The following is a 20,871-nucleotide window of genomic DNA, read 5'->3' as shown; positions in this document are numbered from 1 at the left end:
ACGCATGGACTTTTCCCGCTTTTTTATCGACAGGCCGATTTTTGCCGCGGTGCTGTCGATTTTGATTTTTATTACCGGGCTCATTGCGATTCCACTGCTGCCGGTCAGTGAATACCCTGACGTCGTGCCGCCCAGCGTGCAGGTGCGCGCCGAATACCCCGGCGCCAATCCGAAAGTGATCGCCGAAACCGTGGCGACGCCGCTGGAAGAAGCAATCAACGGCGTTGAAAACATGATGTACATGAAATCCGTCGCCGGCTCCGATGGCGTGCTGGTCACCACCGTGACCTTCCGTCCGGGTACCGACCCTGACCAGGCGCAGGTTCAGGTGCAGAACCGGGTTTCGCAGGCCGAAGCGCGCCTGCCGGAAGACGTTCGTCGTCTGGGGATCACCACCCAGAAGCAGTCGCCGACGTTGACCCTGGTGGTCCATCTGTTCTCGCCAAACGGCAAGTACGACTCGCTGTATATGCGCAACTACGCCACGCTGAAGGTGAAAGATGAGCTGGCGCGCCTGCCGGGCGTCGGGCAGATCCAGATTTTCGGCTCCGGCGAATACGCCATGCGCGTGTGGTTAGATCCCAATAAAGTAGCGGCGCGCGGGCTGACCGCCTCGGACGTGGTCACCGCGATGCAGGAACAAAACGTTCAGGTATCCGCCGGGCAACTGGGCGCCGAACCGCTGCCGAAAGAGAGCGATTTCCTGATCTCGATTAACGCCCAGGGCCGTCTGCATACCGAAGAAGAGTTCGGCAACATTATTCTTAAAACGGCCCAGGACGGTTCGCTGGTGCGTCTGCGCGATGTCGCGCGCATCGAAATGGGATCGGGCAGCTACGCCCTGCGCTCCCAGCTGAATAATAAAGACGCGGTCGGGATCGGTATCTTCCAGTCGCCGGGGGCCAACGCCATCGACTTATCTAATGCGGTACGCGCCAAAATGGACGAGCTGTCCACGCGCTTCCCGGAAGATATGAAATGGGCCGCCCCGTATGACCCTACGGTATTTGTCCGCGACTCGATTCGCGCGGTGGTGCAAACCCTGCTCGAAGCGGTGGTGCTGGTGGTGCTGGTAGTTATCCTGTTCCTGCAGACCTGGCGCGCCTCGATCATCCCGCTGATTGCGGTACCGGTGTCGGTGGTCGGGACGTTCAGCGTGCTCTATCTGCTTGGCTTCTCGCTGAATACCCTGAGCCTGTTTGGCCTGGTCCTCGCCATTGGGATCGTGGTGGACGATGCGATTGTGGTGGTGGAAAACGTCGAGCGTAATATCGAAGAGGGGCTGGCCCCGCTGCAGGCGGCGCACCAGGCGATGCGTGAAGTCTCCGGGCCGATTATCGCTATCGCGCTGGTGCTGTGCGCGGTGTTCGTGCCGATGGCGTTTCTCTCCGGCGTTACCGGGCAGTTCTATAAGCAGTTTGCGGTGACCATCGCCATTTCGACGGTGATCTCCGCCATTAACTCGCTGACGCTCTCCCCGGCGCTGGCCGCCCTGCTGCTGAAACCGCACGGGGCGCCGAAGGACCTCCCTACCCGGCTGATCGACCGTCTGCTCGGCTGGCTGTTCCGCCCGTTCAACCGCTTCTTCCTGCGCAGTTCGCACGGCTACCAGGCGCTGGTGGGTAAAACTCTGGGACGTCGTGGCGCGGTGTTTGTCGTGTATGTGCTGCTGCTGTGCGCCGCCGGCGTGATGTTTAAAGCCGTCCCCGGCGGGTTTATTCCGACCCAGGATAAGCTCTACCTGATCGGCGGTGTCAAAATGCCGGAAGGCTCGTCGCTGTCGCGTACCGATGCGGTGATCCGCCAGATGAGCGAAATCGGGATGAATACCGAAGGCGTGGATTACGCGGTGGCGTTTCCCGGGCTGAACGCGCTGCAGTTCACCAACACCCCGAACACCGGCACGGTATTTTTTGGCCTGAAACCGTTCGATCAGCGCAAGCATACGGCGGCGGAGATTAACGCCGAGATCAACGCCAAAATCGCGCAGATCCAGCAGGGCTTCGGCTTCTCGATCCTGCCGCCGCCGATTCTCGGGTTAGGCCAGGGGTCCGGCTACTCGCTGTATATTCAGGACCGCGGCGGATTAGGCTACGGCACCCTGCAAACGGCGGTAAATACTCTGTCCGGGGCGATCATGCAGACGCCGGGAATGCATTTCCCGATTTCGACCTATCAGGCCAACGTGCCGCAGCTGGAGGTGCAGGTCGATCGCGATAAGGCCAAAGCCCAGGGGGTGTCGCTGACCGATCTGTTCGGCACGCTGCAAACCTATCTGGGATCGTCCTATGTGAACGACTTTAACCAGTTTGGCCGCACCTGGCGCGTGATGGCGCAGGCCGACGGGCCGTTCCGCGACAGCGTGGAGGATATTGCGAATCTGCGCACGCGCAATAGCCAGGGCGAAATGGTGCCGATTGGCAGTATGGTCAATATCAGCACCACCTACGGGCCGGACCCGGTGATCCGTTATAACGGCTATCCGGCGGCGGACCTGATTGGCGATGCCGACCCTCGCGTGCTCTCATCAGCCCAGGCGATGACGCAGGTAGCCGAGATGTCGAAACAGCTGCTGCCAAACGGGATGAATATTGAATGGACCGACCTGAGTTTCCAGCAGGCGACCCAGGGGAATACCGCGCTGATTGTCTTCCCGGTGGCGGTACTGCTGGCCTTCCTGGTGCTGGCGGCGCTGTATGAGAGCTGGACCCTGCCGCTGGCGGTGATCCTCATCGTGCCGATGACCCTGCTCTCCGCCCTGTTTGGCGTGTGGCTAACCGGGGGCGATAATAACGTCTTCGTGCAGGTCGGGCTGGTGGTGTTGATGGGGCTGGCCTGTAAAAACGCGATTCTGATCGTTGAGTTTGCGCGTGAGCTGGAAATCCAGGGGAAAGGCATTATGGAGTCGGCGCTGGAGGCCTGTCGCCTGCGTTTGCGCCCGATTGTAATGACCTCTATCGCCTTTATTGCCGGGACCATTCCGCTGATCCTCGGCCACGGCGCCGGAGCCGAAGTGCGCGGCGTGACCGGGATTACGGTGTTCTCCGGGATGCTTGGGGTCACGCTGTTTGGTCTGTTCCTGACCCCGGTGTTTTACGTCGCGCTGCGCAAGCTCGTCGCGCGTAGAAAACCAGAGGCCGGGATTTTGCCGGGTTAAATCCCGCAGGCAATAAAAAACCGCCTTCAGGCATGTGCTGAAGGCGGTTTTTTTTACGCTAAAGCCACGCTAGCGGGCTTTTTTATCGCGGGTATCCAGTTCAGGCACCGCGACGCATCCGCTGGTATCGCCCTTTTTGACTTTGGCCAGCGCGCTGGCCACGGTATGACGAGCCAGCACATCCAGCGAGGCCTGCTCTGCTTCATCGGCAATAGATTTGAAATACCAGCAGGCGTTAGCGCTCACCACGCAACGTGCCGGCACATCGGGCCGGGATGCCCACAGTTTTTTATCTTCGATAACCGAGATGTAGATATCACGCAGGGTGATGCTTTCTGCCGGGCGGCCAAGATGGATAGAACCGTTACGGCCCAGCGTGGAGACAATAATTCCGTCACGGGTCAGCGGTACCATGAGTTTGCGGATTAAGCTCGGGTTGGCTTCCAGGCCGTAGGCCAGAATCGAACTCGTCGAACGTTCACCCATCTCCTCCGCCATCGCTACGCTAAGAACCATCTGCAAAGCTGTCGGGAAGCGGTAATCTAACATGTTGTCTTCCTGGGTCGCGGTGAATCTTGTTCTTTTTGGCACCGCAGAGGTGAATAATCAATAAGCAACAATATAACAAACATGGTCATTATTTTGAAGCTATCTACTGCGGGGATGCGGCGTAAAACAAGCTTTCCGTGCCATATTTGTGACCACTCAGGGTATTCCTTAGCCGCGGTGGCGCGCTAAAGCTGCTTCCAGTCCGGCAGGTTGTTCGCGCGTTTACGCCAGGCGTGGAATAGCGCCATAAAAAAGCCGAATAACATCCCGGAACAGGCGCTGAGGTACAGGGCATAAGTCACGCTATGCCCCTGATCTCGCCAGTCGCTAAACCACATCAGAAGTCCCCATACCGGGCCAAACCAGCCAGCAAAAAAAACCATGTTCAGCCAGAACGGCGCAAACGGCGGCGGCGGCATTTTCCATCCGGCATTCCACAGCAGACGCAATAGCGGCGGCGCATAGTTGCTGCGCCACATATTTTTCTCTTGCATCAACGCAATCGCTTTTTGTTTCTTCTCTTCAAAGGCCATGTTTTGCATCCTTTCCTGTCTGTCACCGGCGATGAAATGAGCATCGCGGAATATCCATTGATGTTAACGCTTAAGAAAGTGCTTTTCACTGAAATAGCCAGCAGGTGGTCCATTTTAGCTAATTCCGCTGACGTTCTGTCTACTGTAAACCCCTCTGCGGATGACTCTTCACCCTGAACGCCCACGATTGCCCTCCCCCGCGTTCATTCCAGACGGAATAGTTTCAGCAAACAATTAAGTTGACACGCTTATGCATGCGATCAAAACTAAACCGTACAGTTCACATAACAGTGAACATCAGGGTGTCTATTGCGGGCTTGCCGGTACGCGGCCCTTAACCACAACGAAAGGATCTGCACATGAAGACGTTAAGGCAAATCGGTGGGCTGGCGGCTATCGCTGTTCCGCTGCTGTTGGTGGGGTGTGCTGGAAAAGAACCGGTGCGTTACAGCGGTATCGATTCATCGTCAAAGCTGACCGCGAATACCGATGATAATGCCGATCGCATGCCCTATCGTTATTCGCCTCTCGTCGACTGGCGCAAGTACGACAGCATTATTATTGACCCGGTAAAAATTTATCAGGGCCACGATGGGCAGTTTGATGATATGGCGCAGGCCGATCGCCAGCTGCTCGCCAACCACATGCAGGAACAGTTCAGCAAAGCATTAAGCCCTCGCTTTAAAGAGGTCTCCGCCCCTGCTGCCAACACCCTACGGCTGAAGTTGACCCTGACGGGCGCGGACACCACGCCTCAGGTGGTGGGTACCTTTACTAAATTCGATCTGGCGGGCGGGCCTTACAACATCGTGCAATCGATACGCGGAGGCCAGGGACTGATGAGCGGTTCGGTGGATTATGCCGTCGAAATTTATGACGCCAACAGCCACGATCTGTTGAAAGCGTACGTCGCCCGGCAGTATCCGAATGCCATGAACGTCTCTGCCAGCATCGGCTCCCTGAGCGCCGCTGAAGTGGGTATTGAAAAAGGCGCAGAAGAGCTGGCGGAGTTGCTCAGGTAGCCTCCCAGACAACACATGCAGCTGGAAACGCTCAGGCAAAACCGGCTGTCATTTTCCCTATCAGTTATCTCCTGGCGACCCGGTGCTATGAAGACATTCCCGCATCTGACTATCTGCCCGCATTGCGATAGTGTCTACCAGACATTGCCCTGCGTGTCGGGCGAAATTGCCCTCTGCCAGCGTTGTCACGCCGTGCTATGGCGTGGTCACCGGCGTGTGCCTGGCCATCTGCTGCCGCTGATGATAACAGCGGCCGTGGCTTTAGCGATCGCCGCGCTTTTTCCGGTGCTCTCGGTTGGGTTTCACGGGATGGTGAACGATGCCACGTTGTGGAATGTGGCCTGGGCACTGACTGCCGGCGACAGTTCTCCCGCGATGGCTATCGGTAGCGTTTTTCTGCTGCTGATCGCGCCCTTCTTACAGGTCATGCTAATGGCATGGCTGCTGAGCTTTGCCCATTTCGCCCGTCCGGCACCGGCGTTTATCAGCACCATGCGGGTGCTCAAATGGCTGCATCCCTGGAGCATGGTGGAAGTTGGCATGCTGGGATTTCTGATTGCCGGGATCAAGCTGTCGTCACTGCTGGATGTCTCCATAGGCCCTGGCGGTTGGGCGCTGGCCCTCTCCTGCGTGCTGGTGGTCTTCATCAACAGTCACGATCTGCATCCGCTGTTGGATCTGCTGTCGTACGAGGAGCAAAACCATGACCAATAAGGCCCCTTTTGCCCGCCAGATGCTACTGTGTCGCTGCATGCTCTGCGGGCTGGTGTGTGCTGACGACACGGCGTCCGGCGATGACCGGAAATGTCCGCGCTGTCAGACGACGCTGCCCCACCGCCAGCCTGGACGCCGACATCTCAGCTGGGCGCTGCTGTTAACCTCTGTGATCCTGTATCTGCCCGCCAATATTTTGCCGGTGATGTACACCACGCTGCTCGGCCATGGCAGCGAAAGCACCATCCTTTCCGGCATTGTGGCCTTCTGGCACAGCGGCTCATGGGGCATCGCGGCGATCATCTTTATTGCCAGCGTCATGGTGCCGTGTCTGAAATTTTTGTCATTGGGTGTCCTGCTGATCTCCGCGTCCCGCCAGAGTTATTGGGCCAGACGCGAACGGACCCGGCTGTACCGGCTGACCGAGTGGATTGGTTGCTGGTCAATGCTGGATGTGGTTGTCGTTGCCGTGGTGTGTTGCCTGCTGCGGTTTCGTCCGCTGAGTGAAGCCGAACCTCGTATCGGGATCCTGTTTTTCGCCCTGGTGGTCGTCCTGACCATGCTGTGTGCGCTGAGTGTTGAACCAAAAACGCTATGGGAAGACAAGCAATGAAGCGTCCTGTTTCGGGTACCCCTCTTTTTTATTACGGGCGCTGGCGCAATGCCCTGATCTGGTTGCTCCCCGTTATTGCGTTTGTTGTCGCGATGTCGATGGTTATCCAGGCGCGCTTAACCATCGGCCCTGAAGTTGTGATTGCCTTTCGTAGCGCCGCCGGCCTCGAAGCCGGTAAAACCGCGGTGAAATATAAAGATGTCACCGTCGGCATCGTTAAGGAGATAACCCTCAGCCCCGATAACAGCCAGGTGCTGGTGCGGGTCACTCTTGCCCGAAACGCGCAGAATCTGGCGCGCGCCGACACCCGATTCTGGGTGGTGAGGCCACGGGTCGGAATAAGCGGCGTGAGCGGCATTGATACCCTGTTGTCAGGGGCTTACATCGGCGCGGACCGGGGGAAATCCGAGGAGAACAGATACCGGTTCACCGGTATGGAAACGCCGCCGGCTATCGTCAACGACATGGCCGGCAGCCAGTTTATGCTGGAAGCCGACGACCTTGGCTCGCTGGATATTAACGCGCCGGTTTACTATCGCCGCATTCCGGTCGGGCGGATAACCTCTTACCAACTGCGTAAAGACGGCAAAGGGATCGATCTCAACGTCTTTATTGATGCCCCCTATGACCGCCTGGTCACCGCCGATTCGCGATTCTGGAATGCCAGCGGCGTGGATCTGTCGGTCGGCAGCGATGGTTTTCAGCTTAAAACCCAGACCGTTGCCGCCATTATGGCCGGGGGCATCGCCTTCTCCAGCCCGGAGAACCCCACCCAGGGCGTGATCCACAAGCAAACCCGTTACAAACTGGCAGCGGATGAAGAAACCGCGATGGCGCCTGCGGACGGGCCGCCGGTGCGTTTTCAGCTGCGTTTTGAACACACCTTGCATGGCCTGAACGTGGGCGCCCCGGTTGAGTTTTCCAGCGTGCGGATTGGACGTGTCGCCTCCGTTGAGCTCGACTATAACCCCGAGGGATACCGCTTTCCGACCATCGTGGATATTGAGGTCTATCCCTCGCGGATGGGCCACGTGCTCGAAAAACTCCCCGAACCGACGGGCGACACCGACCTCAATACGGTCATTTTCACCCGCGAAATGATCGCGCATGGACTGCGGGCGCAGGCCACCTCCAGCAGCCTGCTGACGGGGCAACTTTATATCTCACTTGATTTCATACCGGATGCGCCGAAAGTGAAATTTGACGCAACAAAGCGCCCGGTTGAACTGCCGACCGTCAATGGCGGGCTGACCATCCTGCAGGATCAGCTCACCGATATCGCCAGAAAAATCAACAAAATGCCGCTGGATCAAATCGGAAATAACATGAACAACACGCTGCTAGAACTGAATAAAACGTTGCGCATGGTAAACAGCCAGTCTCTGCCAGCCGCCAACCACCTGATGCAACAAACGCAGCGAACGACGCAAGACGTGCACAACCTGCTGGCGGAAGATTCACCCCTGATGATTAACCTGTTGCAGTCTTTACAGGAAACCACCCGAACGCTACGGGCGGTGCGTGGCCTGACAAACCAGCTGGACCGCCGCCCGGAGTCGTTATTGCAAGGCCGCGCGGCAGACGCGTCGCTGGACGAACCCCGTTCACGTAAAGCAGGAGAGCAGCCATGAGAACGGTTTTGTGTCTGGTGATCGGCATCATCTGCACGCTGGCTGGCTGCTCATCTCCCCAGGTGCGTTACCACACCCTGGTCAGCCCTGATCCCGTTTCCCGGGTCGTCGACCCGCCAGGGTTTGTGATTGCGCTGCTGCCCGTCGGGGTTCCGGCCCAGCTGGATAGCCAACAAGTGGTGGTCCGCCAGAGCGACAGTCGCATGGTGGTTCTGGACAACGATCGCTGGTTAAGTCCGTTGGGCGATGAGCTACAGACGGCGCTGTCCCTCGCGATGACGCAGCAGCTCAACACCGAGGATGTGGCAGGGCTCGCGCGCGATGACAGCAAACCAGTGGTGCGGGTGCTGTTGCAGATTCGCCGTTTTGACAGCTGGCCCGGCAATGCCGTCAGTCTGGATGCTGACTGGAGCTTATCGACATCGCAAGGAAATGAGAATCGCCGGCTGGTGTGCCGAAGCCACCTTTCGCAAAGCGTCTCCGGCGATCCGGCACAGATGTTTGCCGCCTGGCAAGACGTGGTTGAGCGCCTGGCAACCCAGACCGCAGAGACCGCAGCCCAGTGGATGGCAACCGGCAGCGCCGCGTGTCGCCGGGGCTAGCGGGCGTAAACCGGGTTCGCGGCCGCGAATCCGGTCGGCATATGCCGGTCACGCCGGCTTTTTAACGGCGCCATCAAGAAACATCCTCACGCCATTCATGACCATATCATTGACTTTTTCCTGCGTGAAATCAGGCATCTGACGCATGAAAAACAGGATCTCGCTTTCCGCTTTGATCAGTGAAGTAAACTGGATGGCGCGCAGCATCGGGTCCGATGGCGCCAGTTCACCACGTTCCATTGCCGCTTTCATTTCCTGAGCCAGCGCCTCCATGCTTTGGCGGATGCCGGATTCCAGAAACAGCTGACCGATATCGGAATGCGCGGCTTCGCCCAGCACGACGCGATAGATTTGCAGGGCCTGATTATCGCACGTCACTACCCGCAGCATATCCTGACCAAAGCGGATGAGTTTCTGTTCCAGAGATAAGTGCTGGTTTTCCGGTTGAGCGAGCCCGTTTGCCGCTTCGGTAAGAAAGCGGGCGCTACAGTTGCGCACGACCGTTTCAAACAGCGCCTCTTTTGAAGCGAAGTATTTATAGAGCGTGGCCTTGGAGCCACCGGCACGTCTGGCTACTTCATCCATGGAAGCGCGTTCGTAGCCTATCTCCATAAACACCTCCGCGGCGGCGGCCACGATCCCCTGGCGGCGCGCTTGCGTCAGTACCTTCATGTTGAACCCTTAGCTGGTTTTAAAGCGATGCTTAAACATAACTACACCGTACAGTATGGGTTTATTATGCCATGCCGGGGCGTTAAATGCCCCGTTCGGGAGCCCGGAGTGTGACCTGTGGACAGGCAATGATGTATCTGGATGTGAATCGGATCCAGGTGGATTTTCTGCCAGAAGCATGTAGGTACTGATGAGAAAGAATTATTGCTCCACCCGCGCATGCTTACCCCCTTTTTCCTTTCGGGTGAAACTACGCTATTCCATGTGGAAATCTCAGAGTCTGTTTTTATCACTATAAAAATGAATATCTACATAGCGCACCGTACTCTTCAAACCCATCACAATACGATTTGGTTATTTTATATATTTAAATGACATATCTGACTGCTATTAACAAATAACGAATAACTGTTCATATCAACATTTCCTTTAAACGCTTAAATTTCAACTTCAAATAAGAAATTTCGCCCCAGGAATAAATAATATGAGCAATGATAAATTATCAGATAATGAGCGTCTAAAATCGAAAAGTCAGTTACTAAGAGGAACATTAACCGAAGATTTATCCAATGATATCACCGGTGGATTTATTGGCGATAATTTTCAATTAATCCGTTTCCATGGCATGTATCAGCAGGACGATCGGGATATCCGTTCAGAACGTGTTGCGCAGATGCTTGAACCTCTGCATACCGTGATGTTGCGAGTCCGCCTTCCTGGGGGGATTATTACGCCGCAGCAGTGGTCCGGGATCGATGATTTTGCCTCAAAACACACGCAATATGGCAGCATTCGAATTACCAACAGGCAGGCTTTGCAGCTTCACGGTGTATTGAAAAAAAACATCAAACCCGTGCACAAACTGCTCCATCATTTAGGTCTCGATTCCCGAGCAACTGCTGGTGATGTCAACCGCAACGTACTGTGTACCTCGAATCCGGTAGAGTCCGCTATTCATATTCAAGCATATGAGTGGGCAAAGAAAATATCTGAACACCTGTTACCGAAAACCAATGCCTATGCCGAAGTTTGGCTTGATGGCGAAAAAGTGAAACACCCGGAAGAAGAAACAATACTTGGTAATAGTTACCTGCCGAGAAAATTCAAAACGGCCGTTGTCATTCCCCCACAAAATGATGTTGATCTGCATGCCAATGATCTGAACTTTATCGCAATTGGTGCCGACGGTGAATTGCAAGGATTTAATGTCCTGGTCGGTGGTGGCCTGGCCATGACGCATGGCGACAAAAGCACCTACCCTCGCCTTGCAAGTGAGTTAGGGTTTATACCGCTGGAAAAGACATTATCTGTTGCAGAGGCGATCGTCTCTACTCAACGTGATTGGGGTGACAGGAAAAATCGTCGCAATGCCAAAACAAAATATACGCTCGACCGGGTCGGTGTAGATGTATTCAAAACAGAAGTAGAACGACGAGTCGGATTTACGTTTCAGACAATAAGGCCATACCAGTTCACCGAGCGTGGCGATCGAATTGGTTGGGTAAATGGGACGGATAATAAATTCCATCTGACACTTTTTGTGCCCAGCGGACGATTGATCGACACGCCGGAAAAGCCGTTAAAATCAGGCCTCGCCGCTATTGCACAGATTCATGACGGCGATTTCAGACTCACGCCCAATCAAAATATTATCATTGCCGGAGTATCCGCAGAGGATAAAGAGAAAATAGATGCGCTCGCACGCCAGTACGGATTAATTGATAATAACATTTCGCTACAACGCAAACAGTCTATGGCCTGCGTCTCATATCCGACCTGTCCGTTGGCAATGGCTGAAGCTGAGCGTGTCTTGCCAGGCATGATTGATAAGCTCGATGCAATCCTGCTACACAATCAACTGTCTTCAGAATCCATAATATTCAGGGTAACCGGATGTCCAAATGGCTGCGGCAGAGCCATGCTTGCAGAAATAGGGTTGGTGGGAAGAGCCCTGGACCGCTATGACGTGTACATCGGTGGCAATCGCGAAGGAACGAGAATCCCCCGGCTTTATCTCGAAAATGAACAAACAGAAAGTATCATTGCAGAGCTGGAATCATTGATTACCCTATGGGCGAACAATCGTGAAGGTCATGAAGCATTTGGTGACTTCACCATTCGCCAGGGTATTATTAAGCCCGTGGTTAATTCAACCATTGACTTTTACCGTCAGGATTAACATATCAAAATTTATCGTCATTATTAAAATGGGGGAACCGCCAGCGGCGGTTCTCAATGGGGCAGGCGAAAAAATATTATTTTCCCGACAATATTTCCGCGCCTCATTCGTCTACCTCAGCAGAAGCTATTTTTAGTGATTCGCTGAGGAGTGAAAGCCATGAGAGATTTTGATATGCGTAGACAGGGTTGGGGACACGGTCGCGGGTTTGGCGGGCGCAGTATGGCGAAGCCGATCGTGATTGGCGTGGTGCTGGTGGTGGCGCTGGGGTTACTGGTGATGTCCCTGTGGAACGCGGTGCTTCCCGCCCTGATTGGCGTAAAGAGTATTGGTTTCTGGCAGGCGCTGGGTCTGCTGGTGCTGTGCCGGATCTTATTTGGCGGACTGGGCATGCGCCCGGGAATGTTTGGCGCCCGTCGGCGGATGCATGAACGCTGGATGCAAATGACCCCGGAACAGCGCGAGCAGTTTATGCAGCATCGTCGCGCTGGCGGCTGTCATCATGAGCACCGCTGGCACGGCTTCGCCCGTCATCGCGACGGAGAGTGGCCACGGGACGGCCAGCGCGAGTCTCAGGACGCTAAAACCACTGCCCAGCCGCAGTCGGACGAGACAAATCCGCAGAAACCCGCGGGTACCGAGTAAGCGGTATGAGCGCTGAAAAAGCGAAAGACTCCCCGCTGGTCTCGGCCCTTGTAGCCTGCAGAGTTAAGTTATCGGCATTTATTCGCGGCCGCACGGCGGTGCGCGATGATGCGGACGATATCCTGCAGGAGGTCACGTATCAGCTGATGAAAGTGGAACAGCCGGTGGAGAACGTCGCCGCCTGGCTGTTCCGCGCCGCGCGCAATGAGATGACCGACCGGTCGCGGAAAAAACGTGAACTCCCGCTGTCGACCTGGTTTACCGATGGCGAAGACGATGAGTCGTTTCCCGAAGACGAACTGGCGGAGACCCTGTTTGGGGTCCCACAGTCGCCGGAAGAGGCCCGGCTGAGCGAAATGATTTGGGCAGAACTGGATCAGGCGCTGTCGGAACTGCCCGCAGCCCAACGCGAGGTGTTCGAGAAAACCGAGCTTGAAGGCTACAGCTTTAAAGCGCTGGCGGAGGAAACCGGCGTCAGCGTTCAGGCGCTGCTGTCGCGTAAACACAAGGCCGTGCTCTACCTGCGCACTCGCCTGCGTACGCTTTATGATGAGCTCATTGGGGAGTAAATCCCGGGCCACGCCGGCACCCGCCGTCAAGGAATAACCCGCGCGGCCCTCAGCTGCGCAAACAGCTCAAAGAACATTTCGTCGGTGGCCTGCATTCGGGTGAAACCCGCCCGACGCAGCTTGCTGCCGTCGCCGAACATGTCGTAATGCCAGCCAAAGACAAAATCAGCAAAGGTCCCGTCGCTCAGCCGCAGGATATCCGCTTCCACCAGCCCCCCTTCCCCGGCAAGCTCGCGCCATTCTGCCCGGTAGTCGCGAAACAACTGCTGAAATGACAGCCTGACCGGCGGCGCACACTCAAGATCAAACCAGCGGGCGATGAGCGGCCACAGCTCGCTCCAGCGCCACAGATCGCCGTTATTGACGTTAAAGGCCTGATTCTCAGCGCTCTGCGCGGTTGCCGCCCATAGCGTCGCCTCGGCCAGCAACCCTCCATCCGTATAATCAACCATGCTGTGCCAGGTGTGTTCCGATCCGGGAAAGCGCAGCGGTAGCCCCTGCGCTTTACACAGCGAGGCGTACAGGGCGATGCTCAGCGCGAGATTCATGGTATTGCCCGGCACCACGCTGCCCACGACACCCGGCCTGATGGCATTCCAGTGCCAGGTTTTTCCCCGCTGAAACTTGCTGAGCCAGCTGAGCTGGGCGGCGTTAAATTCCGCGCCGGGGACGCCGGGATCGCTTTCACGCGCCGGCGTTTTGAACGGCCCCAGATGGGCGCCATAGACTTTGTAGCCCTGCATTAAGCTTACCGTCTGCAGCGGCGAGGTTTTCTCTATATTGCTGACCAGATTGCGCAGCATGGTGACGTTCGGTTCCACCATCTCGGTCCAGTTGGCGGCGTTCACCCAGGCACTGTAAAAAATATGGCTGACATTCTTCAGCGGTTGCAGCATCTGCGCGCTATGCTGCGCATCCAGCAAATCGACGTTAACCAACGGAATATTATCGCGATGGGAGGACGCCTGGCGGCTCAGGCCAATAACCTGCCACCGATTGCGCAGCAGCGTGGTGACCAACTGTCGTCCGACAATTCCGCTGGCACCGGCAACCAGCGCGACGTTTTGTGGCAGCATCTTATTCATGGTGACTCTCCAGAAAGGGTGACAGACACAGTGTGATCTATTATTTTTTCTACACATATCCCATGAAACTGATGGTACTTATAAGCAGAATCATTAAATGAATAATAAGCTCAACGCCATTGCCACTTTCTTACGCGTTGCCGAAGCGGGCTCCTTCTCCGCCGCCGCCCGCCAGAGCGGTATCAAGCAGTCTGCCGTCAGTCAGCAAATCGCCGCGCTTGAGGAGGAACTGGGCGTGGTCCTGCTGCACCGAACCACCCGGGCGATGGCGCTGACGGCGCAAGGGGAAATCTATCGCCGCGATATGACCCTGCTGCTGGACGCCATGCGGGAAGCAGAAAGACGCCTGAACCCTGCCGACCCACAATGGCAAGGCACGGTGCACCTGCAGCTCCCCAGCGGCCTCGGCCAGCTCATGCTGCCGCACCTGCTGACGCTGCAGCAGATGCACCCGGACTTACACCTGACGCTGTCACTGGATGACCGCATCGCCGATCTGGTCACCGAAGGGGTCGATGTCGCGCTGCGGCTCAGCCATGAGCCTCCACAAACGCATGCGGCACGGGCGCTGGCACGGATTGAAACCCCGCTTTATGCTGCCCCCGGTTGTCAACCGCTTCATTCGGTCAGCGAACTGGCGGTACATCCACACGTGCGCTTCAGCGGCATCGCACGGGAGGCGCCGCTGCGGTTAGTGTCGGGCGATGAAACCCTCGAGGTAAAAGTGAATACCGTGTTTCGGGCCAACACCAGCGATGCGCTGCTACAGGCGATTGAGTCCGGCATCGGTATCGGCGGCATGCAGCGGCCCCTCGCCGCCAGAGCGTTGCAGACCGGCAGACTGGTTCCGGTTCTCCCCGCCTACCGGCTTCCCGATCGCTTCCTCTACGCGGTCTATCCCGACGCCCGCTTCATTCCCCAGCGAGTCAGGAGCATTATCAACGTAATTGAAGGCGTGCTGGCTGGCATAACGGAGGGGCGCTGAGGTTCCCAGATGATGTACTTCCCGAGCGCAATGTGCTCACCGACGACGACACAACCCGACGGCCCTGGACCAGTGATACTTTTGCTGCCGGGACTGCTGATGAAACCGCAGGGCTATTTATGCCGAACATCACCTTTTTGTAGGATATAACCATGATAACTGTAGAGAAATCAGATCCCTTTTCTTCAGAATCCCATCGCTTAATTGAAATGCTATCGGCAGAGCTGGCCACGATTACGGGCGATAACGGCAAAAGTCATTTCACCATTGATGCCATGAATGATGATAACGCGTTATGGATACTGGCAAAGAATGCGCATGGCGATGCGATAGGATGCGGTGCTATCCGGCCATTCGCGCAAAATATAGCCGAGGTGAAAAGAATGTTTTCCGACCGTAGTGTGCCGGGCGTGGGGAACGCCTTGCTCACTTACCTCGAAGCCGCCGCCACAGAAATGGGATATCGCGAGCTGAGGCTGGAAACCCGGCATATCAACCTGCGGGCGGTACAGTTTTACGAGAAAAATGGCTATGTCCGTATTGAGAATTATGGTCCGTACGTCGGCAGAGAAGAAGCCGTCTGTTTCTCAAAAGCGTTGTGTTAATAACGAACGTGATTGCAATGTCTTCAACGCATCGAGCTTATCGCCTCCGTTCAGAGATCGCCGGAATTTCTTCTCTATTGGATTTCGTTTCCGCCGTGATAGGCCATCAGTTAATAACAACCGGCACGCTATACTGACTCCTTTGCTTCTTTTCGGGGTGCTTTTCCCCATCCTTTAAGTGCCGTTGTATGATAATCTTGCTATCGTACAAAAACAAAGCAATCTATGGCGGGTTCCTCAAGGATGACTTTAAGATACTATCTACGACATTGTTTATGGGGGTGGTGTGGCCAGGGCTATCTGATCTATTTTATCGTTCGTGATATGTATGACGGGCACATTTTCCCACCATATATCCCTTTTATGCCGTATGCGGTTGCGTATCTCGTATTCAGCGCTATCACCTACCCTTTTGCTTATTATGCTTCAGAAAATATGGCGTTTAAAATAATGTCTAAGGATTTCTGGGATAAGTACCTTGGGGAGAGAAGTTCTGCGTGTAGGATGTTCATTTTTGTATATTTATTCTGCATATTATTTTCCGCACCTCTGTTTATTATTTATTAGCAATGAAAAGACGCTAAGTGGTTTCCATACATTAATATCGTCTTTACGGTATTTCGCCATCAAAAAATGAAACTATAGTTTCATCATGTTTTGCGTGATCAACTCGAAAGGGACAACATCACCAATTGCGTAATTGCGTTGAAAATACTGTTTCAGCTCAACGCCCCCCATGATGCGGGGTGAACCAGACTGATTGGCTGTTCGGTTAATCATTGCAGTGATGGTAGACACACCATCACTAAGAACAATCATGATGTTCTCACCATCTTTACCAAAGTTTTGAGAACTCACCACTGGCACATTGAAGAACCCTCTATGCCAGTACGTATCGGTCATGTTGAAAGTGAATTTTTTATTACTACTATGTGTGATGATTTCAGATTCAGTTGATACTACCTCATCACTATTCAGTACTGGCCTCTGGATGCCATTCCATTCAGGACGAATGACGCTAATAATTGAATCCTCAAGACCAGCAGCAAGATTCAAGTGAAACTGTCCGTAGTGCATCAGTCCTGAATCTGGAAGTACTAAGATATCAACGGCAATATTGTTAGACAGCATATCAATGATGTTAGCGTTATTTTTAATATTCGTAGATTGGGAAGAACCAGGACGTGAATAATGGTACATCCTGTTGCGTAGTAAACGAGTGGTTTTACCAACGTACTTTACTTCACCATCACAAACAAATGCATATAGGTTGTTCTTAACATCTGTAAATCTGCCATCGAGATGATACTTCAGGCTGCCATCTATAATTTGCCAGAATCCTGCTTTGATAAAACCAATCTCAGTTAAACGATTCATGTTAGGGTTCCATATGGGGAGAGTAAAAGCATTATACCCCTCATATTTCAAGTTTCATGAACTTTGGCTTTTCGGTAACTCGAATTATTTAGGGTATATCCATGCTGAACTTCTGACCGTAGTTTAACAAAGTTTGCTGTCAGCAATCTCCGCTCCTGGCACATACGAAGCGCCGACGAGCAATCCTCTCATCAGCGCTCAGTCCTTCCCCTCTACGGCCTGACAAACACAGGCGGATCGAAGGCGGTCACCGGCGGCAGCGCCTCGCGCCACGGTTCAATCTCCACCCAGCAGCTTTGCGCGCTACAGCCCTGACCCAGCCGAGAACTGCCGCGATCTTCGGTTAATACGTTAGGGTTGCCATGTTTATCCAGCGACCCCTTTTCATTGGGGTCCAGAGGATCGTACCAGGCGCCGGTCGACATCTGCACCACCCCCGGCAAAATCTGTTCGCTCAGGTGCACGCCGGCCAGGATCGCGCCGCGCGCGTTATACACCTTCACCACGCTGCCTTCGCCGATCTCCCGCGCCTGCGCATCCTGCGGGTGCATCCACAGCGGCTCGCGGCCCTGGATTTTGGTTGCCCGGCTGACGCTGCCGTGATCGTACTGGCTATGCAGGCGGGTGCGCGGCTGGCTGGAGAGCAGATGCAGCGGCCAGCGCGCCGCTTCCTGCCGTTGCCAGGCAGCCTCCTGCTCGTCCCACCACGGGTGGCCGGGGCATTCACGATAGCCAAAACCGGCAATCGTTTCGGAGAACAGCTCGATCTTGCCGGACGGTGTGGAAAGCGGATAACGCTGCGGATCGGCCCGGAAGTCCGCCAGGAATATCTGCGGCTTCTCCGGCGCGCTGTACTCCAGTACCCCTTGCTGCCAGAACGCCTCAAACGACGGCAGCTCAATCCCCTCTTCCTGCGCTCGCGGACGCGACTCTTCGTAGATCTGCCGCAGCCACTGCCCGGCATCGCGCCCTTCGCTAAAACTCTCGCCGCAGCCCAGCCGTTCGGCCAGGTCACAGAAGATAGCGTAATCATCGCGCGCTTCGCCCACCGGCGGGATTTGCGCGCTCATGGCAATCATAAACCCGTCGTGGCCGCCGCTGCCGATATCTTCCCGCTCCAGCGAGGTGGTGACCGGCAGAACGATATCGGAAAACTTGGCCTGCGCGGTCCAGTACTGCTCGTGCACCACCACCGTTTCCGGCCGCCGCCAGGCTTCACACAGACGGTTGATATCCTGATGGTGATGAAACGCATTGCCGCCGGCCCAGTAGACCAGGCGAATATCGGGATAGCGCAGATGCTGGCCATCAAACTCATAGGCTTCCCCCGGATGCAGCAGCATATCGGAAAGCCTCGCCACCGGGATCACGCTGTTCACCGCATTTTTGCCGGCAGGCAGTCGCGGCCCGGAAAACGCTTTACGCGCCGCCCCCGCCAGATTGGTACAGGCATAGCCAAACCCCAGCCCGCCGCCCGGGGTACCGATTTGCCCCAGCAGCGCGGTGAGCGCCACCGTCGCCCAGTAGGCCTGCTCGCCCTGGCGCGCGCGCTGTATCGACCACGAAATATTCACCATCGTGCGCTGGCTGGCCATCTCACGCGCCAGCGCGGTAATCTGCTGCGCATCAATGCCGGTGATCGCTGCCGCCCATGCCGGTGTTTTTGCCACACCGTCGCTCTCCCCCATCAGGTAGGCGCGATACGGTGCAAAACCCACCGTGTGGCTGGCGACAAAACCGCTGTCGTACAGGGATTCGTTAATCAGAACGTAACAGAGCGCCAGCAGCAGCGCGGTATCCGTCCCCGGCCGCACGGCAAGCCACTCGGCGCTCTCGACGGCGCTCAGGTCATTGCGCACCGGGCTGATATTCACAAAGCGCGTCCCCTGCTCCTGCATCTTCTCCAGCCAGTACTTCAGCATATGGTCGTTGGCGCCGCCGCCGCTGACCTGCGAATTACGCAGCGGCAGGCCGCCAATCGCCACAAACAGCTGGCACTCCCGCGCCAGCTCGGAGAAATGGGTATGCTGACGGTGCAGCGGGCTCAGCGGCCCGAGGACATGCGGAAGAATACGCTCGCCCGCCGCGCTGCTGTAGGTGTTGGTGCTGGCGGTGTAGCCGCCAAAGGATTTGAGAAAACGGTGCAGCTGGCTTTGGGCATGGTGAAAACGCCCGGCGCTGGCCCAACCGTAGGAGCCGCCGAAAATCGCCTCGTTGCCGCAACGCGTTTTGACCGAGTTCAGCTCGCGGGCCAGCAGGTCGAGCGCCACCTCCCAGCTCACTTCAACAAACGGCTCTTTGCCGCGCCCCTCGCGCGACGCCGGGCCATGCTGTAAGTAGCCAGCACGCACCGCCGGACGGCGAATTCGCGTCTTGCTGGTGACCGCATCGGGGAGCGACTGACCGATGCGGGAGGGGTTTTTATCCCACGGCACCGGGGTCACTGCGTCAATTTTGCCGTCGCGGGCCTCGACCTGCCAGGTTCCCCAGTGCATCACGGTCAGATTGTGTTGTTTTCTCATAGCGCCTGTTTTCTTTTCTCGCCCGATAACCATCGCCATAATAAATGGTGATAATCATGGGAATAACCCATGCATCACCCTATAATCTGCTACACAGGAAGGATTATTCACGCAGAACAACTCTGTATTATTCCTGGGTGCGATATATTACAGCGACAGAATAATTATAATTAAAGCGCAATTTTTATTTGAATTAATAAGGCATGCAAGCGATTTAAATCCACAAATTAAAGATGGATTAATCCGCATCATGAAATATTTTCAGGTTGCAGGTGACAAATTTAAGTTTTCCTCAGACATTTCTTCGATATAACATTGTTGATATAGCTTATATATTTTTTGTATTTGAGGTTGAGTGGCGATTATTGTCATGCTACTGCTCCGCTGCCTCCTCCATCACAGGACCATAATAAGAATGTCGCAGAAAATGAAATTATTGCCCATCGCGCTGGGTCTGCTCTCGCTCGCCTCCGTAAACGCCCTGGCGGCAGAGGCCTTATCACTTCAGGGAAAAACCATCGGCGTCGCCGTTGTCGGCACCCAGCACTTCTGGGATCGTGAAGCCTATAAAGGCGCCACCGAAGAAGTCGAGAAACTGGGTGGCAAAGTGATCGGCGTCGACGGCGGCCGTGATAACCAGGTTCATGCCAACAACCACGATATTTTACTGTCGCGTAAAGTCGATGCGGTAATTAGCATTCTGGGCGATAGCGCCGTTGAGCCGAAATTCAAAGCGCTGCGCGATGCGGGCATTCCGGTATTTACCGTTGACCATGTATCAAAATACTCCGTCAATAACACCACCTCCGATAACTACACCCTTGGGTCAACCATTGGTCGTTATATGGCCGATGAGTTAGGCGGCAAAGGTAACGTTGCGGTATTTAACGCATTCTCCAGTTCCCTGCGTATTTGCGGCATTCGTTACGACCAGTGGAAATATGTCCTTAAGGATTACCCGGACATTCATATTATTCAGCCAGAGCTGGCGGAACAATTTGCCAACTCGCCGGAAGATGCGCGTAAGAAAACCCTCGAACTGCTGAGCCAGTACCCGAAAGGTAAACTCGACGCCATCCACGTTGCCTGCTGGGATCAGCCGGCTATCGGTATCGTCCAGGCGCTGGAAGAGACCGGGCGCGATAAAGACGTTAAGGTCACCGCCATTGATGCCGGCCCGGAAACGCTGGAAATCATGGCCGAACCGGGCAGCCCGTTCGTTGCCAACGTCGCCCAGCAGCCGCATCTGATTGGCCAGACCTCCGCCGATAACGTCGCCCGCTACTTCGACAAACAGAAGCTGCCGGTGCAGACCTTTATTCCGGTGGTTCCGGTGAAAGGTCCGCAGGAGGCGAAAGCGGTCTACAAACAGCTGGGATATGGCGAACTGCAGTGATAACTCAATCCTCCG

At 55.4% G+C, this 20,871-nt stretch carries 18 protein-coding genes; 12 read left to right on the top strand and 6 right to left on the bottom strand.

Going from position 1 to position 20,871, the window contains the following annotated elements; genetic code table 11:
• Positions 1-4 precede the first annotated feature (4 nt).
• Positions 5-3,157 (top strand): multidrug efflux RND transporter permease subunit OqxB, encoded by a 3,153-nt coding sequence (gene oqxB / locus EDF82_RS00545; protein ID WP_123753689.1) that lies wholly within the window; start codon positions 5-7, stop codon positions 3,155-3,157.
• Between the two features lie 69 nt (positions 3,158-3,226).
• On the opposite strand, the gene EDF82_RS00540 is transcribed toward oqxB, so the two are convergent.
• On the bottom strand, positions 3,227-3,706 hold the full coding sequence (locus EDF82_RS00540; protein WP_123753688.1) for an Rrf2 family transcriptional regulator: 480 nt from the start codon (positions 3,704-3,706) through the stop codon (positions 3,227-3,229).
• Positions 3,707-3,891: 185 nt separating this feature from the next.
• The gene (locus EDF82_RS00535; protein ID WP_123755431.1) at positions 3,892-4,239 is read right to left on the bottom strand and encodes a DUF6404 family protein; all 348 of its coding nucleotides are present in this window, start codon (positions 4,237-4,239) and stop codon (positions 3,892-3,894) included.
• Positions 4,240-4,598: 359 nt separating this feature from the next.
• On the opposite strand from EDF82_RS00535, the gene EDF82_RS00530 reads away from it, so the two are divergent.
• From EDF82_RS00530 to EDF82_RS00510, 5 genes are all read left to right on the top strand, one after another.
• Entirely contained in the window at positions 4,599-5,261 is a 663-nt protein-coding gene (locus tag EDF82_RS00530; protein ID WP_123753687.1) for a DUF3313 domain-containing protein, read from the top strand.
• 87 nt (positions 5,262-5,348) lie between these two features.
• Entirely contained in the window at positions 5,349-5,975 is a 627-nt protein-coding gene (locus EDF82_RS00525; protein WP_123753686.1) for a paraquat-inducible protein A, read from the top strand.
• Positions 5,965-6,588, top strand: a complete 624-nt coding sequence (locus tag EDF82_RS00520; protein WP_123753685.1) for a paraquat-inducible protein A — start codon at positions 5,965-5,967, stop codon at positions 6,586-6,588. Before EDF82_RS00525 ends, EDF82_RS00520 begins: the two co-directional genes overlap by 11 nt.
• Positions 6,585-8,219 carry an intermembrane transport protein PqiB gene (locus tag EDF82_RS00515; protein ID WP_123753684.1) on the top strand — a complete coding sequence of 545 codons (1,635 nt, stop codon included), beginning with the start codon at positions 6,585-6,587 and terminating at the stop codon, positions 8,217-8,219. Before EDF82_RS00520 ends, EDF82_RS00515 begins: the two co-directional genes overlap by 4 nt.
• Entirely contained in the window at positions 8,216-8,821 is a 606-nt protein-coding gene (locus tag EDF82_RS00510) for a membrane integrity-associated transporter subunit PqiC (RefSeq protein ID WP_123753683.1), read from the top strand. The genes EDF82_RS00515 and EDF82_RS00510 overlap by 4 nt, the downstream gene beginning before the upstream one ends.
• A 48-nt stretch (positions 8,822-8,869) precedes the next feature.
• On the opposite strand, the gene EDF82_RS00505 is transcribed toward EDF82_RS00510, so the two are convergent.
• A complete protein-coding gene (locus tag EDF82_RS00505; RefSeq protein WP_123753682.1) occupies positions 8,870-9,493 on the bottom strand; it encodes a TetR/AcrR family transcriptional regulator in 624 nt (207 codons plus the stop codon).
• 484 nt (positions 9,494-9,977) lie between these two features.
• Here EDF82_RS00505 and cysI point away from each other — a divergent pair, with 484 nt between their 5' ends.
• The 3 genes from cysI (at position 9,978) to EDF82_RS00490 (ending at position 12,886) form a co-directional block, all read left to right on the top strand.
• Positions 9,978-11,672 (top strand): assimilatory sulfite reductase (NADPH) hemoprotein subunit, encoded by a 1,695-nt coding sequence (cysI, locus tag EDF82_RS00500; protein WP_123753681.1) that lies wholly within the window; start codon positions 9,978-9,980, stop codon positions 11,670-11,672.
• Positions 11,673-11,831: 159 nt separating this feature from the next.
• Positions 11,832-12,317 carry a hypothetical protein gene (locus EDF82_RS00495; RefSeq protein WP_227540083.1) on the top strand — a complete coding sequence of 162 codons (486 nt, stop codon included), beginning with the start codon at positions 11,832-11,834 and terminating at the stop codon, positions 12,315-12,317.
• Positions 12,318-12,322: 5 nt separating this feature from the next.
• Entirely contained in the window at positions 12,323-12,886 is a 564-nt protein-coding gene (locus EDF82_RS00490; RefSeq protein WP_123753680.1) for an RNA polymerase sigma factor, read from the top strand.
• A gap of 26 nt (positions 12,887-12,912) precedes the next feature.
• Here EDF82_RS00490 and EDF82_RS00485 read toward each other — a convergent pair whose 3' ends face one another.
• A complete protein-coding gene (locus tag EDF82_RS00485) occupies positions 12,913-13,971 on the bottom strand; it encodes an SDR family oxidoreductase (protein WP_123753679.1) in 1,059 nt (352 codons plus the stop codon).
• Between the two features lie 97 nt (positions 13,972-14,068).
• Between EDF82_RS00485 and EDF82_RS00480 the strand changes: the two genes are divergently transcribed.
• Complete coding sequence (locus EDF82_RS00480; protein ID WP_123753678.1) at positions 14,069-14,956, top strand: LysR family transcriptional regulator; 888 nt, start codon at positions 14,069-14,071, stop codon at positions 14,954-14,956.
• Between the two features lie 152 nt (positions 14,957-15,108).
• Positions 15,109-15,561 (top strand): GNAT family N-acetyltransferase, encoded by a 453-nt coding sequence (locus tag EDF82_RS00475; protein WP_123753677.1) that lies wholly within the window; start codon positions 15,109-15,111, stop codon positions 15,559-15,561.
• 639 nt (positions 15,562-16,200) lie between these two features.
• Here EDF82_RS00475 and EDF82_RS00465 read toward each other — a convergent pair.
• Positions 16,201-16,938 (bottom strand): GIY-YIG nuclease family protein, encoded by a 738-nt coding sequence (locus EDF82_RS00465; protein ID WP_123753675.1) that lies wholly within the window; start codon positions 16,936-16,938, stop codon positions 16,201-16,203.
• Between the two features lie 212 nt (positions 16,939-17,150).
• A complete protein-coding gene (locus EDF82_RS00460; protein ID WP_123753674.1) occupies positions 17,151-19,460 on the bottom strand; it encodes a molybdopterin-dependent oxidoreductase in 2,310 nt (769 codons plus the stop codon).
• 415 nt (positions 19,461-19,875) lie between these two features.
• Here EDF82_RS00460 and EDF82_RS00455 point away from each other — a divergent pair, with 415 nt between their 5' ends.
• Positions 19,876-20,856 carry a sugar ABC transporter substrate-binding protein gene (locus tag EDF82_RS00455; protein WP_123753673.1) on the top strand — a complete coding sequence of 327 codons (981 nt, stop codon included), beginning with the start codon at positions 19,876-19,878 and terminating at the stop codon, positions 20,854-20,856.
• Positions 20,857-20,871 lie beyond the last annotated feature (15 nt).

Source organism: Klebsiella sp. BIGb0399 (genome assembly GCF_003752615.1).
Taxonomy (GTDB): Bacteria; Pseudomonadota; Gammaproteobacteria; order Enterobacterales; family Enterobacteriaceae; genus Klebsiella; species Klebsiella lignicola.
This window is presented reverse-complemented; position numbering and strand designations above follow the sequence as displayed.

Bases quoted from the DNA above. Each gene is read 5' to 3' on its own strand.
- oqxB (WP_123753689.1), top strand. From the start codon at position 5: ATGGACTTTTCCCGCTTTTTTATCGACAGGCCGATTTTTGCCGCGGTG.
- EDF82_RS00540 (WP_123753688.1), bottom strand. From the start codon at position 3,706: ATGTTAGATTACCGCTTCCCGACAGCTTTGCAGATGGTTCTTAGCGTA.
- EDF82_RS00535 (WP_123755431.1), bottom strand. From the start codon at position 4,239: ATGGCCTTTGAAGAGAAGAAACAAAAAGCGATTGCGTTGATGCAAGAG.
- EDF82_RS00530 (WP_123753687.1), top strand. From the start codon at position 4,599: ATGAAGACGTTAAGGCAAATCGGTGGGCTGGCGGCTATCGCTGTTCCG.
- EDF82_RS00525 (WP_123753686.1), top strand. From the start codon at position 5,349: ATGAAGACATTCCCGCATCTGACTATCTGCCCGCATTGCGATAGTGTC.
- EDF82_RS00520 (WP_123753685.1), top strand. From the start codon at position 5,965: ATGACCAATAAGGCCCCTTTTGCCCGCCAGATGCTACTGTGTCGCTGC.
- EDF82_RS00515 (WP_123753684.1), top strand. From the start codon at position 6,585: ATGAAGCGTCCTGTTTCGGGTACCCCTCTTTTTTATTACGGGCGCTGG.
- EDF82_RS00510 (WP_123753683.1), top strand. From the start codon at position 8,216: ATGAGAACGGTTTTGTGTCTGGTGATCGGCATCATCTGCACGCTGGCT.
- EDF82_RS00505 (WP_123753682.1), bottom strand. From the start codon at position 9,493: ATGAAGGTACTGACGCAAGCGCGCCGCCAGGGGATCGTGGCCGCCGCC.
- cysI (WP_123753681.1), top strand. From the start codon at position 9,978: ATGAGCAATGATAAATTATCAGATAATGAGCGTCTAAAATCGAAAAGT.
- EDF82_RS00495 (WP_227540083.1), top strand. From the start codon at position 11,832: ATGAGAGATTTTGATATGCGTAGACAGGGTTGGGGACACGGTCGCGGG.
- EDF82_RS00490 (WP_123753680.1), top strand. From the start codon at position 12,323: ATGAGCGCTGAAAAAGCGAAAGACTCCCCGCTGGTCTCGGCCCTTGTA.
- EDF82_RS00485 (WP_123753679.1), bottom strand. From the start codon at position 13,971: ATGAATAAGATGCTGCCACAAAACGTCGCGCTGGTTGCCGGTGCCAGC.
- EDF82_RS00480 (WP_123753678.1), top strand. From the start codon at position 14,069: ATGAATAATAAGCTCAACGCCATTGCCACTTTCTTACGCGTTGCCGAA.
- EDF82_RS00475 (WP_123753677.1), top strand. From the start codon at position 15,109: ATGATAACTGTAGAGAAATCAGATCCCTTTTCTTCAGAATCCCATCGC.
- EDF82_RS00465 (WP_123753675.1), bottom strand. From the start codon at position 16,938: ATGAATCGTTTAACTGAGATTGGTTTTATCAAAGCAGGATTCTGGCAA.
- EDF82_RS00460 (WP_123753674.1), bottom strand. From the start codon at position 19,460: ATGAGAAAACAACACAATCTGACCGTGATGCACTGGGGAACCTGGCAG.
- EDF82_RS00455 (WP_123753673.1), top strand. From the start codon at position 19,876: ATGTCGCAGAAAATGAAATTATTGCCCATCGCGCTGGGTCTGCTCTCG.